General features: G+C 46.9%; 7 protein-coding genes. 2 read left to right on the top strand and 5 right to left on the bottom strand.

The genetic code is table 11. The annotated features are described in order from the left end of the window. Both GC130_RS27485 and GC130_RS27480 read left to right on the top strand, forming a co-directional pair. Nucleotides 1-1,407, top strand: a 1,407-nt coding sequence (locus tag GC130_RS27485; protein WP_193218041.1) for a T9SS type A sorting domain-containing protein, incomplete at its 5' end; no start/stop codon positions are given. Beyond that, complete coding sequence (locus tag GC130_RS27480) at nt 1,367-5,875, top strand: T9SS type A sorting domain-containing protein (protein WP_152001575.1); 4,509 nt, start codon at nt 1,367-1,369, stop codon at nt 5,873-5,875. The genes GC130_RS27485 and GC130_RS27480, both read left to right, overlap by 41 nt. 410 nt (nt 5,876-6,285) lie before the next feature. On the opposite strand, the gene GC130_RS27475 is transcribed toward GC130_RS27480, so the two are convergent. From GC130_RS27475 to GC130_RS27455, 5 genes are all read right to left on the bottom strand, one after another. Further along, entirely contained in the window at nt 6,286-7,965 is a 1,680-nt protein-coding gene (locus tag GC130_RS27475) for a CRTAC1 family protein (protein ID WP_152001574.1), read from the bottom strand. A 20-nt stretch (nt 7,966-7,985) separates the two neighbouring features. Further along, nucleotides 7,986-9,335, bottom strand: a complete 1,350-nt coding sequence (locus GC130_RS27470; RefSeq protein WP_152001573.1) for a vanadium-dependent haloperoxidase — start codon at nt 9,333-9,335, stop codon at nt 7,986-7,988. Nucleotides 9,336-9,351: 16 nt separating this feature from the next. Beyond that, nucleotides 9,352-12,708: a VCBS repeat-containing protein gene (locus tag GC130_RS27465; RefSeq protein ID WP_152001572.1), complete on the bottom strand. Its 3,357-nt coding sequence runs from the start codon at nt 12,706-12,708 to the stop codon at nt 9,352-9,354. An 87-nt stretch (nt 12,709-12,795) separates the two neighbouring features. Beyond that, nucleotides 12,796-14,658 (bottom strand): RagB/SusD family nutrient uptake outer membrane protein, encoded by a 1,863-nt coding sequence (locus GC130_RS27460; protein WP_152001571.1) that lies wholly within the window; start codon nt 14,656-14,658, stop codon nt 12,796-12,798. 11 nt (nt 14,659-14,669) lie between these two features. Further along, nucleotides 14,670-18,230, bottom strand: a complete 3,561-nt coding sequence (locus tag GC130_RS27455; protein WP_226940629.1) for a TonB-dependent receptor — start codon at nt 18,228-18,230, stop codon at nt 14,670-14,672. Nucleotides 18,231-18,253: the final 23 nt, after the last annotated feature.

The raw sequence follows: 18,253 nt of genomic DNA, 5'->3' as shown, positions 1-18,253 counted from the left end.
ATCTCCTTCTCATCCTCCAACCCCGAAGTAGCCAGCACCGAAGGAAAGACAGTAACAATACACAAAGCTGGCACCGTCACAGTAACCGCTTCGGTGGTGGCAACCGAACTGTACAACGCAGCGTCAAAACAACAGTCATTAACAATCAACGGAGTTGAACAAACCATCACCTTCGGTCCCCTCCCCGAAAAAACCTATGGCGACACCCCCTTTGAGCTGACAGCCACTGCCAGCTCCGGCCTCGATGTAGCCTTTTCCTCAAGTGATGCAGCTGTAGCCTCCGTTGAGGGCGTCACGGTCACCATCTTAAAAGCAGGTTCTGCCACCATCACCGCATCTCAATCTGGCAACGACAATTATTCCAGTGCCGCTGCCACACAAACGCTGACCATTAACAAAGCAGCCCAAACCATTACGTTTGCAGCACTCCCGGCAAACACATTTGGTGACGAGCCTTTTGTGCTTTCTGCGTCAAGTACCTCAGGCCTTACGGTGGCCTACGCCTCAAGTGACGCCACTGTGGCTAAAGTGGATGGAACAACCGTTACACTTCTCAAACCAGGTTCAGCGGCTATCACCGCCTCCCAAACTGGGAATGAAAACTACCTGGCCGCCGCTTCTGTGGAGCAGTCACTTGCTGTCAACAAGGCTGGTCAAACCATTACTTTTGAACCATTGTCCGACAAAACGTATGGAGACCCTGCTTTCGAGCTTTCGGCTACTTCTTCCGTTGGTTTACCCGTTACTTTTTCATCGTCTGACCCTGCTGTGGTTAGCGTTGAAGGTAATTCGGCGTCGATAGTAAAAGCCGGGCTAGTAACAATCACGGCCTCACAAGCCGGCAATGATAATTATAATGCCGCTTCCGCTGAACAAACATTAACCGTTGCCAAAGCGTCACAAACCATCACTTTTGATGAGCTGCCAACCCTGCAATCCGACGACGAACCAATTGAGCTGGTGGCCGAGGCTTCCTCGGGCTTGCCTGTAGCCTTTCAATCTCGAGATGAGACAATTGCCACTTTGGAAGGGGCAACTTTGACCGTAACCGGTAGTGGAACAACTTCCATAACAGCCACCCAGGGAGGTGATGAAAACTACCTGGCGGCGGCGGAGGTCACCAGATCCCTGGTGGTGGAAGAGGTCACGGGGTTGAAGAATGGCCTGGCTGGGCTACTGGAGGTATTTCCAAACCCGGTGCAAGAGTTGCTTTTCATCAAACACAGCGCTGATTTAATGGGTGAATTTACTCTCACCTCGATTAGTGGAGAAGTAATTTCCAACGGTTACTTAGACAAGTCGGGGTCAACAGCAATTCTGACCAGCAATTTAAAAGACGGCATTTACCTACTAACTATTTCAAAAGATGGCACTAAAATCGCCTATAGAATTATTAAAGGGAATTAAGCTTTTTATTTTAATAGCTACTTTTTCCGGGATACTCACGGTATTCGGCCAAAGAGCATTAGGGCAACCGCAACCTGTGCAGCTTTTGTTGGAGAATCACCCTACCGGTGATACGTTTTATTGGCAGGGAAGCTTCACAGAACTAAATTATAAGTCCTATTTTATTCAATCAGGATATTTTGGGAGTAGATTACTTGAAACGGATGGCACATCCGAAGGTACCGTTGTGCTGAGTGCCAGTCAAACACATGCCGCAATAACTGGCAACGTAAGCGACATCGTTGCATTTCAAGACAAGCTTTTAGTTTTTAATATTAACTTCTTCGTGGAGGGAGATTATGCGGTCGGTCTTGAGCCAGGTTTTTTCGATCCAGCTGACGGATCCATCCAATTACTTAAAGATATCAACGAAACCAATTACGGCAGTTCTGCAGCCTTGAAACCCAAGCAGTTTGGCGATAAGCTACTTTTTCTTGCCAATGACGGTGTTCATGGCCAGGAACTGTGGATTACAGACGGTACATCAGACGGTACAATACTATTGAAAGATATTGTCGACGGGTCTGACGGGTTGACGAATGTAGAGTATGTTGAATTTGGAGAAAAGCTGCTGCTATTTATCAATGGCAATCAGATCTGGGAAACTGATGGCGCCTCCAACAATACTATTTTGATAAGTGACTTAAGCTCAGAAGCAGGTTTCATTGCTTTTGACGACGAACGTGATTTGGTTGAGCTTGACGGCAAACTATACTTTTTGTTCTACTCTACCAGCAATTTCCGATACCATCTCTGGGAAACAGACGGAACCGATGAGGGAACATTACCTTCTATTTCCGAAAACTTTAATAACATCCGAGCCAGAAATATTGCGGGTGAACTCATCCTATTTGGCTATCTCAATTACCCTGAGGTTTATAAGTTGAATACGTCAACTAACACATTGGAATTGATTGCCACAGTCGGTCCGCTAGGAAAAGCGATTTACAGAGTGTCTCGCCCGTACTCAGGAAATGTTTTTTTTAATACAGATGGAAAGCTCTGGAAAACAGATGGAATCGATGTCACGTTGGTCAAGGAAATTCCAGGTCTACAAAATGGGTTCAATATAGTCGATGAAATTGACGGAAACTTGCTTTTTTTTGGAGAGAGTACCGCAGCTGGGTACGAACTATGGAAGACAGATGGATCGGATGCAGGGACAGATATTGTAAAAGATATCGATCCAAGTCCTATCTTATCAAGCAGGCAGTTTGTTGGCGCTGATGCGACTCATTTATATTTTGTAGCAACCGATGGGCTACACGGCCAGGAGCTATGGGTAAGTGACGGAACTACAGAAGGTACAACGATGCTGGGAGACTTTAATGAAAGGCTAAAAGATCTTGAGCTCGGATCAATCGCCAAAACAGACAACCAGTTTGTTCTTCTAGAAGACAACAAATATCAAGCTTCACCGAACATATTTAGGAAAAATGGCAACGATCGACTTGAACCTTTGAGCAATCCCAGTGGAAATCCAACATTTTCCCATTTCGACCATTTGGTTACCTACAATAACGAAACATTTACATTGACCTCAGAATGGAATAATGGCAGTGTTGAGTTCACCGGGTTAGTAAAAATAGCCAATCATGAGATTGTGCTTATTAAGGAGGTCTATTCGGGGAGTAACCTGCAGGTAATTGGCGACAAAATTCTATTTACGTCCGATCCTCAGGGCACCAACAGCCGTGAAATGTGGGTATCAGACGGAACAACTGGCGGAACTTATGAAGTAACCGATATTGCTCCGGGAATGACTGATGCTTTCGACTATGGTGAAGTCGGAGGAAACGAAGGATTTGTGGCCCTCGAATTTGACTCAAAGATCTTTTTCGCTGCCAACGACCAAACAACTGGTTTTGAGCTTTGGTCGAGCGATCTTACTCCCGAAGGGGCGGGGCTGGTAAAAGACATCAACCCAGGTTCCGAAGGCTCCCTGCCCCGTAGTTTTAATGTTTTTGCTTCCAAATTTATCTTCCTGGCAAAAAATTCAGGCAGCAAACACGCTTTATGGTACTCTGATGGAACACCATCCGGCACACAGCAATTGGCTGAATTTGACACCGACGTGAAATTGGTTCAGTATCACAATATTGGCGAAGTACTTTTCATAGCGGTCACCTTTGAAAACAACATTTGTACGTTGTATAAAACCACAGCTGATCTGACTCTCCTGGAAGAAGTAGCCCAGTCAGGCACCTATTATAATAATGGTATAAGTCCATTTGTCGGTTTCGGAAACAAAGTGCTTTTTGTCAGTAGTGATGGTTTGGCTAATTACTACGACATCTACGACGCTCAAGGAGACTCGGAAAGAATAGAAACAGGCTACAATAATTTAAACGATTCTTTTGTAATCGATGACCTGGCTTACTTAGTGCTTGGGGGGGCTTATTTGTATCGAACTGATGGAACGACCGGTTCTTTTGATCTTATTTATGTCTTTCCTGATGACGAAAGAAATATTGCCGGCGTCAGCGATTTAATTATCATCGGTACGAAGCTCTATTTTAATGGGGTTAAAGACGGCACAACTACACCCTGGGAACTTCCAATCTTATATGCGTCAGCAGCGATTGAATATGCTGGCACTACCCAAACCACCAGTTTTGAAGTAGCCTTTGGAAATGAGTCTTTTGCAATGCCAACGGAAAGGGAAGTCGTGACTTTAAACAACAACGGCTACATCCCCCTCAAATTCACTGGCTCCGTTAAATTCGATCTGGCTGGCGCTAACCCGGAAGACTTTGAGTTAGATCTTTCCTTAATCTCTGATAAAATAAACCCCGACGACTCTGGGGAGATAGGAATAACATTCACCCCGAAAGGTATCGGCACACGTTCAGCAACATTGCTCATTTTGACCAATGACGAGGAGAATCCATTGATTGAAATTGCTTTGACTGGCTCTGGCACAAAAGCTGATCCTACAATTTCCTTCGCCGAGTTGCCAACAAAATCTATCTTAGATGAACCCTTCGACCTCATGGTTTCAGTAGACACAGACCAGGAGATCTCCTTCTCATCCTCCAACCCCGAAGTAGCCAGCACCGAAGGAAAGACAGTAACAATACACAAAGCTGGCACCGTCACAGTAACCGCTTCGGTGGTGGCAACCGAACTGTACAACGCAGCGTCAAAACAACAGTCATTAACAATCAACGGAGTTGAACAAACCATCACCTTCGGTTCCCTCCCCGAAAAAACCTATGGCGACACCCCCTTTGAGCTGACAGCCACTGCCAGCTCCGGCCTCGATGTAGCCTTTTCCTCAAGTGATGCAGCTGTAGCCTCCGTTGAGGGCGTCACGGTCACCATCTTAAAAGCGGGTTCTGCCACCATCACCGCATCTCAATCTGGCAACGACAATTATTCCAGTGCCGCTGCCACACAAACGCTGACCATTAACAAAGCAGCCCAAACCATTACGTTTGCAGCACTCCCGGCAAACACATTTGGTGACGAGCCTTTTGTGCTTTCTGCGTCAAGTACCTCAGGCCTTACGGTGGCCTACGCCTCAAGTGACGCCACTGTGGCTAAAGTGGATGGAACAACCGTTACACTTCTCAAACCAGGTTCAGCGGCTATCACCGCCTCCCAAACTGGGAATGAAAACTACCTGGCCGCCGCTTCTGTGGAGCAGTCGCTTGTGGTGAACAAGGCTGGTCAAACCATTACTTTTGAACCACTGGCCGCCAAAACGTATGGCGACCCTGCTTTCGAGCTTTCGGCTACTTCTTCCGTTGGTTTACCCGTTACTTTTTCATCGTCTGACCCTGCTGTGGTTACCGTCGAAGGCAATTCCGCTTCTATCGTAAAAGCCGGGGCAGTAACCATCACAGCGTCTCAAGCCGGGAATGATAATTATAATGCCGCTTCCGCTGAGCACACATTGACTATTGCCAAAGCGTCACAAAACATCACTTTTGATGAGCTGCCAACATTGAGATCAGACGATGACCCAATTGAGTTGGTAGCTGAGGCTTCTTCAGGCTTGCCTGTCGCCTTTCAATCTCAAGATGAGACAATTGCCACTATGGAAGGGGCAACTTTGACCATAACTGGAAGTGGTACAACCTCCATAACAGCCACCCAGGGAGGTGATGAAAACTACCTGGCAGCAGAGGAGGTCACCAGATCCCTGGTGGTGGAAGAGGTGACGGGGTTGAAGAATGGCCTGGCTGGGCTAATCAAGGTGTATCCCAACCCTACGGAGAGCTTCATTTCAATAGAATTACCAGGAAGCATCACTCAGGTGTCTTATGCCCTGACACTTACTACCGGTCAAAAGGTCAAGGAAGGATGTTTGACGAGCCAGCAAGGAAAAGTTGAAATCCCGTTTGATGGAATGTGGGCTGGAACCTACCTGCTTACCCTTACAAATGGAGAGCTATCCAGCACGTGGAGAATCATTAAGAACTAGGCAATATGCAGGCCAGCTTATGGCCAAAAAAAGAGTGATTTATTGCTCTCAAGGCGCCGTTCCAAAATCATAGCTATCATCGACTTCATTTATAGCTATAATCCTTCCCAAACATAGCTATGTTTAGACCCAAAGATGGCTATGTTTGGGATGAATGTTAACTATGTTTAACGTGAGTTCGATATAAGAATGTCGTCATTCCGGAAAATATTGGCCTAAAATCAAAATGGGCCAATATTTATCCGGAATCTCATATGTCTTGAGGCGGAGATTGCGGATAATTTTCTTCAGATGAGAAAAATATCTGAAGAAAATTTCCGCAATGACGCCCTCGGTGATGTTTTGTTACTTTCTTATATCGAACTCACGTTATGTTTAGGGTAAAACATAACTATCTTTTTGGGCGAGCGCTATTTTGAAGTAAATCTCCTTACCGCCCAGGCGGCAACCAGGGCAGTTACAAAACCAAAGCCGACGGTCATCGGCCAGCCAAGGCCTTTGCTCTCCGGCTCTGTGACCACAAGTAACTGGTTGGTCGGCTGATTCAACAAAACTTGCCGTTCGCCCCCCAGCCAGGTCACAATCACAGAGTCGGCAATTGAGTGGGTGCCCATGCCAAAGTGGGCGTACAATGCATTCTGCGACAGATGGCTGGATCCTCCATCTATCTCTCTCATCATTTTCACGCCGCCGGCCACGACCTCCACCCTGGCGCCGAGGCCGTGCAGTTCCGATTCGGTTCCATTGAGGCTAACCTTTAGCCAGTTGCCTCCTTTGCTATCGTTTCGAAACAGCCTTGTGCGAGACTCCACGGGGAAGTCAAGCACTGGCTTTTGGCTTACATACAAAATATCGAGGTCTCCGTCGTTGTCCATGTCGAACACCACCGACCCCCTGCCCACGCCGTAATCGTTGAGGCCGAGCAAATGGGCCTTATCGGTGAACGCCACTTTGTCATTCTCAAAAAAGAAGTTGGCCATGGGCACGTCGTTGGGATTGAGGTCGCCGTTGGTCACAAACAAATCAACATCCATATCATGATCAAAATCGGCAAAGTTGGCCCCCCAGCTGATGCTCACAAAGCCCATCCCCAAGTCCCGGGCTTTATCTATAAATGGCTTGCCAGCCCCTTGATTCACCATGAAGCGGTTGAAGCGAATATTGGTGACATAGTAGTCGAGGAGCCCATTGTTGTCGTAATCCCCGATTGCAATCCCCATGGAATTGATTTTGAGATCCATCCCAGCCTCCTCAGCAACATCAATAAACCTGTCGTCGGGGTAGCGGTTATTCAACAGCACATTGGGGGTGGCTTTGTACCCAAAGTCGTGGTTAACGAAAATATCCGGATCGTGATCGTTGTCGTAGTCAGTAAATACTCCTCCAAAACCGAAACCACGAAATTTTAATCCATAATCCTCATATTCATTGGTGAAGTATTCGCCGCCATGGTTAACCATCAAATACCCCTCTGCTGTTGAGCTGGCATTAACGATGGTAGCATCGTTGATGGCACTCAATTTTCCCTCATAGGCCAGAAAGTAGTTGCCGATGTAAATGTCAGGATAACCATCGAGATTGAAGTCTCCAAAGCTGCCGCCGGTACTAAATGACTGCAGGTTCTTTAGCCCGTATTCCTCAGTGGCATCCCGAAAGGTTGAATTGCCATTGTTAATAAACAAAAGATTCTCCGCCCTGGGAATTTGTTGAGAACTGTCTTTTAAAGTAATGGTCGTGACGAGCAAATCCGTCCAGCCGTCTCTGTTCACATCGGCGCTTGCGGCGCCCTGGGTCACGTAAGCACCCGTAACAACCAGGCCGGATGAGGCATAAATATCTTTGAAAGTGCCGTCTCCATCGTTCAGGTAAAGGCGATCAGTCTCCATTCCGCTGGTGAGAAAAAAATCGTCCCATCCGTCATTATTGAAATCAAACACACAAATACCTCCGCCAAACATCCCCTCATAAACCACAAACTGGTGATAGCCAATGCCGGCCTCTTCGGTTACATCCTTGAAGCTCAACTGAGCCTGAGCTGTGCAAGTTGCCAGGGCAAGGCAAACCAACCAGATGACCTTCAGTTTATTCATAATAGTGCGCACGAGCTAACTTATTCGTTTTTCCAAATCAATGTATTCACGTTCTCTGCTATCCTTGCTCCCTCAGTAAGCCCTATTTCATTGTCGTAGTGAGAATGGATGCCACCATAAAACCGGGAGTTGGCTGTTTCCTCAGCTACCTGCCAGAAGGAGTCGTATTGCCTCGGCTTAAAGTCCACGTCTCTGAGCTCATCTCTTTTGCGCCCCACATGAGAGCTATCGGTAAACGAAAATCGCTCACCGAACTGATAAATGAGGATAGTGGCAGCGGTTCCGGCATTGGTGGCGTGCCCGGATGGAAATGCGGGAAAGGGCGGGTCGGGCCAAAATGACACCCAACCGGGCTCCACATGGTGGTTAAGAAAACTTGACGGCCGTTCCGACACATGCTCGTACTTCCACTTCCAGCATTCAATGAATGCGTCGGCTACAGCAATACCCATTTTGGCGTAGGTTTCAGCGCATTTGATCAGTTCGGGGTTTTTAGCCTTGATCACCGCAGTAGCTATATAATAAGAGTGCCCAGGTGGCGTGAATGTATCGGCCGGATCGTCGCCCCACCAAAGTGCCGCTTCCTTTTCCTCCTGTGTCAGCGCTTTGTCCTTTTCGTATACCTCTATGAATTGTGTGTAGTAGGGAGAGCCCGGTGTTGTATCGTGCGGAATCAATTCTGGGGTCGGAATAAGGCTGTTTTTTGCTACAAAGGTGCGATTATCACCCCAGTGTGGATGCAGTGGATAGTGGCTTATCGACTGTGCATACAATGGCGGCTCCCAGCGCCCTTCACCTGTGGGCAGCTTAAGATTTTTATCGAAGTTTTTCAGGTAGCCCCGGTGCCCGCCGTCGGTTGTTGACCACTCAAAGATAGCGTCGGCCACACTTTTTCCGTACATGACCGAGCGGTCTGCTACTTCGCTGTCGACTTGGTCAGAAATCTGCTCAAAAAATAACGCCTCAAGAGAATCAACTTTTGATTTGTTTTCGTCGGAGGTCTGGTTATAAATGCGTTTGATGATAGATGCCTGTCCGGCATTGAGAGCAATGAGCCAATCATATTCCAGCCCTGTCTCCGGAATCGGCAATGCTTCCAAACCATTCAACTGACCAGCCATGCTGTGATAAGACGGGTAGCCGTTCACAACGGACTCATACATCGTTAGCCCTATATAGCCAAAGCATCGTGAGGCATAAGTAGGTGAGTTGGAGGGAGTGTTTTTTGTAATGTAAATCGATAAATCGGCCCACCCCGTTGCCACTTCCTGCGGCGCAAAAACTTTCTTATTACCGGGGGTACAGGCAAAAGCAAATGTGATTATTGCTAAAAAGCAAAGTTTTAAAAATAGGTTATTCTTGCGCTCCATAAGTCTTCAATGGTTTTTAGTCATTAAAAGTATAAGCTTTCATTTTTCCCTGGCAAACCCCAAACAGCAGGAACTTGTCAACTTGCACTACGCTGCGCACATCGCCCTTCAGATTGAAACCAGAACCCGGCTGGCTCACATAGGCAAATTCACCATTTCCCTTGCCTTTGAACAGCGCACCGTAATTGGCGTCAAATTTCCCTACCCTCAGCTTGCTGTAGCTGTTGTTGCCACAAAGTAAAATGTCTTTCTTTCCATCAGCGTCATAGTCGAACACGGTGATAGTGTGAACGGGTGAGTATTGCGCCTCGATGGGCAAAGCTTTCTCGATAAACTTGCCACCGACTTGTCCTAAAAAGACGGACGTCTTCATGAAATCAGCCTGCATGTGTCCTGCATTTTCGAGCTCTTCTGGTGAGAAAATGTCAGCGAGCGTTACTTCAGCATAGCTCTTATAACTATTGAATTTTCTACGAAACGAGCTGAGCTGATCGAGCAACTCATCTCTGGTAGCACTTGGGTAGCTTTTGCCCTGCACGAAGTAGCAAAAAATGGGATCGACAGATCCGTTATTGTCAAAGTCGTCGAAGTAAATTTCTGCTGGCGTGGTTTCGGAGATGCCAAACTGTGTATTTATTCCGAGGTTGCCCACAAGCAAATCGGCAACCTCGTCACCGTTAATGTCTGCAACAGTGAGGGTATTCCACCACCCCTCGTATGATTTGTCGAAGTACTTCTCCGTTGCGAGCAAAAAGCCATTGGCAGTATTTTCAAATACCGTGATCGGCATCCATTCACCCACAATGATCAAGTCCTGCCTTCCGTCCTTGTTGACGTCGAGCCAGGCGGCATCGGTGACCATACCCAATCTTTCAACACCCGGTGCCAGTGATGCTGTCTGGTCCGAAAATTTGCCTGATCCGTTATTGATCAGCAGGTAGCTTTGTGGAGCCTCCGGATACCTTCCCGGCACCACACGCCCCCCGACAAAAATATCATTGGACCCGTCTCCATTTACGTCAGCCACTGCCACAGTTGCATTGCTGCCGCCTACCTCGGGAAGAATGTCTTTGTCCTTTCTGAAATTGCCCTTTCCATCGTTGATGTATAACCGATCGAGGAGCTCTACATTATTTGATGTGAAAGTGTGGTATCCCCCACTGGCCACATAAATATCAATATGGCCGTCGTTGTTAACGTCGAACATAGCTGCGTCGGCATCCATGCTGGCACTGTCAAGGTCGAAAGCCGCTTGCGATTTTTTGCGAAAATTACCTCCTGCACTTTGCAGCCACAACTCACCCGGCTGCCCCACGCCTCCACCAACAAATACATCTTCGAGGCCATCGCCATTTACATCACCTTTGGCCATGGCAGGCCCGCCAAACGAGAGTTGGTTGATCAGAAGTGTTTGCCTTTTAAAATCGTTGGCATTAAGTGGCTTGTCCTGGTGATTGATTGGAGAGGCGGTCTCCACAAAAAGTGGTTTTATGGCTTTCGTTGTCGCCTCCGAATCGGTTGCGTCGCTCTCCGACAAAGTCAACACCTGATTGCCTGCAATGTTGGTAAGCACCTGCGTCTTTCCTTCGGGCCAACGCACAATCAGCGTATCGACATTGGCAGCTTCCCCGAGTCCAAAATGAAGAACGGGCGACACAGACGACAGATAGCCCCTGGCAGTTATTTGCTCCACCGACTGCTTTTTGCCCTTGATGGAAATGGTCACTTTTGCGCCTAATCCCTGGGTGTTGGGCGTCTCGCCCAGGAGCTTGATGTCGAGGTAACGGTTGTCAGGCTCTTTGTCAGCTTCATTTCGATAGATAAATGCAGGCTGGTTGATGTTGTTAACGATGATGTCGAGGTCGCCATCGTTATCAAGGTCCGCATACGCAGCGCCGTTGCTGTTGGAAGGCCGGTTCAATCCCCATGCTTGCGTCTGGTTAGTGAAATTCAGCCCATCAACGTTTGAAAAAATGTAGTTGACCACATTGGAAGCTGGCATGTGGCTGATGATTTCCAGCACATCCTCCCGCTGCAGCCTGCCCTTGCTCTTCACAAAATCGTCCATGTACTTGATGAAATCCAGGTTGGTATAGTCCCTGAAATACCCATTAGTCACGTGAAGATCTTTCCAACCGTTGTTGTCAAAATCGGCTAACAGGGCTGCCCAACTCCAGTCGGTATTGGAGATACCTGCAATTTGCCCCACCTCGCTAAAAGTGGGGTTCCCTGTAAGGTCGTTTCCATTGCTCAACTGCAGCATGTTGCGCATGTACTGATAGTGAAAACCCGACCTGATATTCAATTCAAACTTGGAGTAGTTGTCAGGAGCGAGCAGTAACTTCTGACGGAAGTTATCCTCAGGCAGCATATCGAGGGTCACTATGTCGTTCCAGCCATCGTTGTTAATGTCGGCCACATCGTTGCCCATCGAAAATTGGCTGTTATGGCCCACGCTTTGCTTCAGCTTGTCGGTAAAGGTTCCGTTTCCATTGTTTATGTAAAGGAAATCGGGAACTGCATAGTCGTTGGAAATATAGATATCTGGCCAACCATCGTTGTTGATGTCGGAAATGCCAACGCCCAGCCCATAGGTGAGTGCCGAGCTGCTGATGCCTGCCGTGGCAGTCACATCATCAAAATGGCCGTTGGTTTGCCTGAAAAGCCTTACTCCCCTCAGCTCATCGTCTACCTTTAAGATTTCGGCCGTCTTCACTTCATTGAGAACAGGCATGGAACTCGGGTTGTGGTTGAGCAACAATGCATCAAGGTCACCATCCCTGTCGTAGTCGAAAAAGTAAATCTGGTTGCTGTAGCCTGCACTGGCCAGTCCAAGCTCCTTCGCCTGATCTTCGAACGTGGGCATTCCGTTAGCATCGTTGCCCATATTGATGAACAACTGGTTTTGCCGACTTTCTTCTTTCATTTGGCCCGAGTAAGAAACATGAATATCCAGCTTGCCATCGCCATTCACATCAGCCATGGCTACGCCCGTCTTCCAGGGCCCTGGCCGACCGCCAACACCTGCCACAGCAGTAATGTCTTTGAAGCGCAGACCTCCCTCATTCAGGTAAAGCTTGCTTTCTCCCATATTAGAGGTGAAATAAAGGTCAATCAAGTCGTCACCATTGATGTCGCCCGCCGCTACGCCACCCCCGTTGTAGAAGTATTCGTACATGAGGATGTTGGTATTTAATCCTTCCTCAAGCTGGTTAATAAAATCTACGCCCGTTTCCTGCTGGGGAAGCAGCCTGAAAAGAGGCGGAGTATCCGGAACAACAGGTTCGGTTCGTTCCTCTTTGGTTTCGTTTTTGCATCCGCAAAAAATCACTATAAAAATGGCCAGAAGAAATCGTGCAGGGTTGTTAAGCATTTGGATCGGTCTTAAACAAAAATATAAAAACCTACACCGAAATACTCCGGCATAGGTTTTTAAACTTAGATACAACTTACTGAAACTTTAGTATCCCGGATTCTGAACTAGTTTATCATTTCTGTTGATCTCTCCCCGACTTATCGGGCGGAAATACATTTTATCCACCCAGGTACGGGTTTCGTTTTCTGTATTGTCCTGAGGGGTGTAAGAATAGTCATATACATCTGGATCATACCGATAAGGCACATGCGGTGTAGCTCCCGGCTTCAGCTTCGCCTCCACCTGAATATCCTTGATACCTCTGCCCAATGTGGTGGGTGCAATCAACCATCTTCTGGCGTCATGATACCTATGCTCTTCATAGGCAAGCTCAATCCTGCGTTCATTTCTGTATCGATCTCTCAAGGCGTCGCCTGCATCGGTCACGGCTGGCATACCCACTCTGAAACGTATTTTGTTGAGCCAGTTTCTGGCCTCAGCCTCATCGCCCAATTCAATAGATGCCTCGATATAATTCAGCACCATTTCAGTGTACCTGATAAATGGCCACGGAATCACTTGTGCACCCGACTGATTGTCAATGACGGCCGGATCAGAATCTATAAACTTCCTCACATAGTAATGCGTACGGCTACCATTCCAGTTCTCGATGGGAGACTCTCTCGTGTCAACGCCATTGATAATTCCACCGTCGCCATCGTCGTAGTAGCCGGTCTGGATTTGATCCATGGGATCAATGCCAGCCACATCGGAGGGTCTTGGCTTCCAATCAGCACCATCATAAAGTACAGTAGCATACAACCGAGGATCACGATCATCGTAGGGAGCGCTCGCATGGGCAGCATTATTCCAGTCAAACCTAGAGCCGTCCATCATTTCATAGTCATCTACCAGCTGCTGGATTGGTGTATTGCCTGCCCAGTTGTGGTAGCCGTTAGGCCCATTGTTAATGCCGAAGTGGATACCACCCAGCGGCCAGTTGTTTTCAACCGTATATAGCGGGGTTTGCGTTCTTTGGAAAAGTAGTTCCACTGCTGCACCCGCATCTGCCACGGCACTACCACCCCCATACGAAAGTGCCACATAGTTAGCTTTTCCTTCTTCAGGAGAAACCGGCGCAGTAAGAGCCAGCTTATAACCGCTACCTGCATCTATCACCGCTTTGGCGGCAGCTCTCGCCGCTGTCCATCTGGCAGTTTGATCTCCGCTGGTATAGCCATGAAGATCCGTAAGCCCTGATACCGAAGCAGAGGCTGTTGGAATATCATGCAAGTCGCTGGCTGCATAGATCAACACCCTTGCCTTAAGCGCCATAGAAGCAATCTTGGAAGTCCTGCCTGGAGTTTCAGGCTTTCCGTCAAGCAATGTAATCGCCTGATCAAGGTCTCCAACAATAAAGTCTACACATTCCGCAAACGTACTTCTTGCAATCGTGTAGTCTTCATCCAAACCGTACGGTTTATCAATAATGGGAACCCCACCATAGAATCTTAATAGCTGATGATAATAGTAGGCTCTCAGAAAGTAAGCCTCACCAAGAAGCCGATCCTTTAAATCCTCATTGTCAAAAGTTGCAATTGGAAGATTCTCTATTGCTGTATTCGCTTGCCTGATAGCCAGATACATATTATTCCACTCGTAGGTAGGACTCATCCAGGCCAGGTTAGCTGGATTTTCAGACCCCTCATTAAACGGGTTAATATTCCTGCCTGCATGTGTAAACATAGCCTCATCGGTTATTGCTGCAAGCATCTGCTCCTCAAAACCTCCATATCCCAAATAGGAGTAGACGTTGTATATAAATGCTTCCGACAGTGGCCCATCGCTCCAGGTAAGGTCACTGGAAATCTTGTCAAGAGGCTCTGTATTAAGAAAGTCCGTATTACATGCCATAGGCACGAACATTCCAGCAATTAGAACCCATATTTTTATCGTTATTCTTTTCATAGTTGCTCTCATTAAAAGGTTAAACGAATACCAGTGTTAATTACCCTTGCTTGTGGGTAATACGTTCCAGCAACATTTGTTGACTCAGGGTCAAAAATTCCTTGCCTGTTCAAATAACCAAAAGTAATCAGGTTAAGGCCATTCACATATACCCGGAAATTGCGAATTCCTACCCTCTCGGCTAATGTAGATGGGAAATTATACCCAAGCTCAACGTTCTTCAACCTGAGGTAATTTTTGCTCAACATGTAGTAGGTGTTGTTTCCATAGTTACCGCCAGTAAAGTAGGTATCTCCTCTACTTGCCAATCTTGGGTGAGTGCTACTTGGATTGTCAATTGACCATCTATTGTCATAGCTGTATTCCAGATAATTTCCGATGTCACCAGATTCAGTTTGCAAACGGATCACAGCACCCATCGCCCCCTGGAACAAAATAGCCAGGTCAAAATTCCTGTACTGGAAATTCATGGTTGCGCCGAAGTTGAAGGTGGGTGTATTTGTCTTGTCCATCCTTGTTTGGTCGTCACCATCAATCTTACCATCGCCATTTATGTCCTTGAACTTCATGTCGCCAGGGATAAGATTAGGCGTCACAGCACTATAATCGAGTGTGTTGTCATTGATCTCACTCATGTCTCTGAATACTCCATCAGACTCATAAACCAAAGATGATTGGTTATCATATGGGTTGTCATATGGCTTTCCCTCCTGGCGCTGGTATTCGGGCGCCCCGGGAATCTCGTCCATGAAGATGACTTTGTTCTTCGAATAACCACCGTTAATCCCAAAGGCATAAGTTAAACCTCCAGACTGATTATTGTAGCCCACAGTATACTCAAAGCCTTTATTTTCAATTTTACCGGCATTCACGGGCGGCAAAAGAGAGCTGATACCTGATGACGCAGGGGTTGAACCAGTTTTCTGGATTAGAATCTGATCTCTTTTATTATAAAAATACTCAAACGCAAATGTCAATGCGCCATTGAGCATTGTACCATCAAGACCTATGTTAGCGTTGTTGGCTCTTTCCCAGGTAAAGTTCGGGTTAGCGAGACGAGTCTCGGTAAGTGTTTTCACCACTTGTCCGTTGATGGGATATTCTCCAAAGCCGTAGGTAGCCAAATAAGCATATTCCTGAAGATTGTCATCAAAATAAACCTGATCATTACCCATTTGGCCGTAGGAACCTCTTATTTTCAAGAAGTTGACAAAGCTGATATTGTTTTGGAAAAAATCCTCATTGGAAATGTTCCAGCCAGCCAAAATTCCAGGGAAGAATCCAAATCTGTCAGATTCAGGGAAAATGTATGAGCCGTCGTATCTCCAAATGAATTCGGCAAGATATTTCTCCTTATAGTTGTACGCTGCCCTGCCATAATTACCAAGGCGAGCTCTTTCATATCCACTACCATCAGTGTTTTGAGCCAGAGATCCTCCAGCAAACAACTGATCAATAGCTGGAGAGATATAGTTTCTCCTATAAGCAAGGAAGTTATCGCCCTTGAAGGTTTCCCTTGTTATGCCTGCCATCAAGTTGATGGTATGGTCATCACCAAATGTCTTCTCGTAGTTCAACATTCCTGTGATGTTTGTATTCAAAGAAGTTTCTTCTTCTTGAGTCAGTCTAGGGTCTGAAAAAGTAGACCTCAACGCCTTTGTTAACTGCGGAGTAACTCCATCAGCTTCATAGCTTACCTTGTCCCAAGTGTACAAATACCAGGGTGTTTCCCACCTTTTATCACGATCAATCTTTTTGTCAACCGAGCCCATCAAAGTAAATTTCAGACCATCAATCCAAGGGTTGGTGATATCGACTCTTCCATTGGTTTGAATATAGTCAGTTGGGTTTTTCTGATAGCCAGTAGCGTTTGTTGTAATCACATAAGGGTTTTGTCCATTTTCAATATCAGGGCCTGGCAGACCGTTCGGCCATACTTCTGGCTCTGTTGGACGACCCCGCATCAACATTCTGAAAATAGAGCCTGCCGACTGTGTTGGATAATTCCTTACTTCCTCACGAAACATTATACCGGTCTGTGTGGAAATATACTTGTTCACTTTCGCATCGAGATTCAATCGAAAATTATACTGCTGATACTTAGTAGCAGAGTTTTTATAGTAGGCATCCTGATTTACATAGCCAATCGAAGAGAGATACTTCACATTGTCTGTTCCTCCACTGATCTGTAGGTTTTGCCTGCTTTGCGGCGACCATGTTTTGAATGCATCACCAAACCAATCCGTATCGGGGTGCCCCCATGGGTCAGAACCATCTCTATATTTTTGCATATCAGAGGGGCTGAACTGAGCACTTAGGGAGGTGCCAGTGGAAGGGGAAGTAAACGTACCTGTCTGCTGAATACTCTGCCAAGCCGCATCCCACTCGTTGGCAGGAATCGATTTGTAAATGGGCAGCTCATTCATGATCGTTCCGTACTGAACGGCGTTGGCCATTTTCGGCACTAACGTTGGCTGCGCCCAGCCCTGATTAAAGTCGTACGAAACCTGTGGGGCTCCAGTGGCTCCTCTTTTTGTCGTAACCAGTATGGCTCCATTTGCTGCCCTGGCTCCATAAATAGCAGCGGCAGCGTCTTTCAGAACAGTTATAGACTCTACATCTTGCGGACTAAGGCGACCCAAACCACCCTCTCTGTCGGGAATACCATCAATCACGATAAGGGGCGAACTATTTCCAAGGGTATTAATACCTCTGATGTTGATTTGCGAGCCATCGTTACCAGGCTCACCGCTTGTTTGAATCACCACCAAACCAGGCAAACGGCCAGAGAGTGAATTCGAGAGATCCACTGCAGGTGACTTTACCAGGTCAACACCTTTTGCAGCTACGACTGAACCTGTCACCGTCACCTTTTTCTGCTCTCCATAACCCACAACTACTACTTCACCAAGTGTTTTGGTGTCGGTAGCCAGGGTTACTGCAATGGACGACCTGCCACCTACGATTACTTCTTGCGTCGCAAAGCCAATAAAAGAAAACACCAGAACTGAATTTTCGTCTGTAACGCTCAACCTGTATCCGCCGTCAGCGTCCGTAATGGTACCGTTGGTGGTTCCTTTCTCGACAACGTTCACACCGGGAAGTGATTGGCCATTTTCGTCCTTCACAGCACCTGATACAGTGAATTCAGGGTTCAGAATTTCATTTTCAGCAGATGCCTTCTCGGGGCCCCTATTTGTTTCGGGCTTATAGAGAGAGATTCTATCTGAAATAACTTCGTAGGAAATGTCGAGCGGCTGGAGCATTCCGTCAAGTACTTCACTCAACTTCTTGTTCTCAACATCAACGGACACCTTTTGCCTGTCTTTGATTCGCTTGGGGCTGTAAGCGAATTTTACGTTGGCAATTCTTTCAATTTCTGAAATGGCACTTTTAAGTTCGACATCCTCAGCTTTGAGAGATACCTCCTTGTCCAACAGTGCCTGGCCAATGAGCTCATTGGCCGACGAAATGGATGTTGACAATGCAACGACAACCATTTGGGTAACAAATATCTTCATGCCCTGAGAAAAGTACTTTCTCCTTGCATGAAGTAGGTTTAGTAGTTTCATAAGTATGTAAGTTTGTAGGGTAG

The organism is Imperialibacter sp. EC-SDR9 (assembly GCF_902498805.1).
Lineage (GTDB): Bacteria > Bacteroidota > Bacteroidia > Cytophagales > Cyclobacteriaceae > Imperialibacter.
This window is presented reverse-complemented; position numbering and strand designations above follow the sequence as displayed.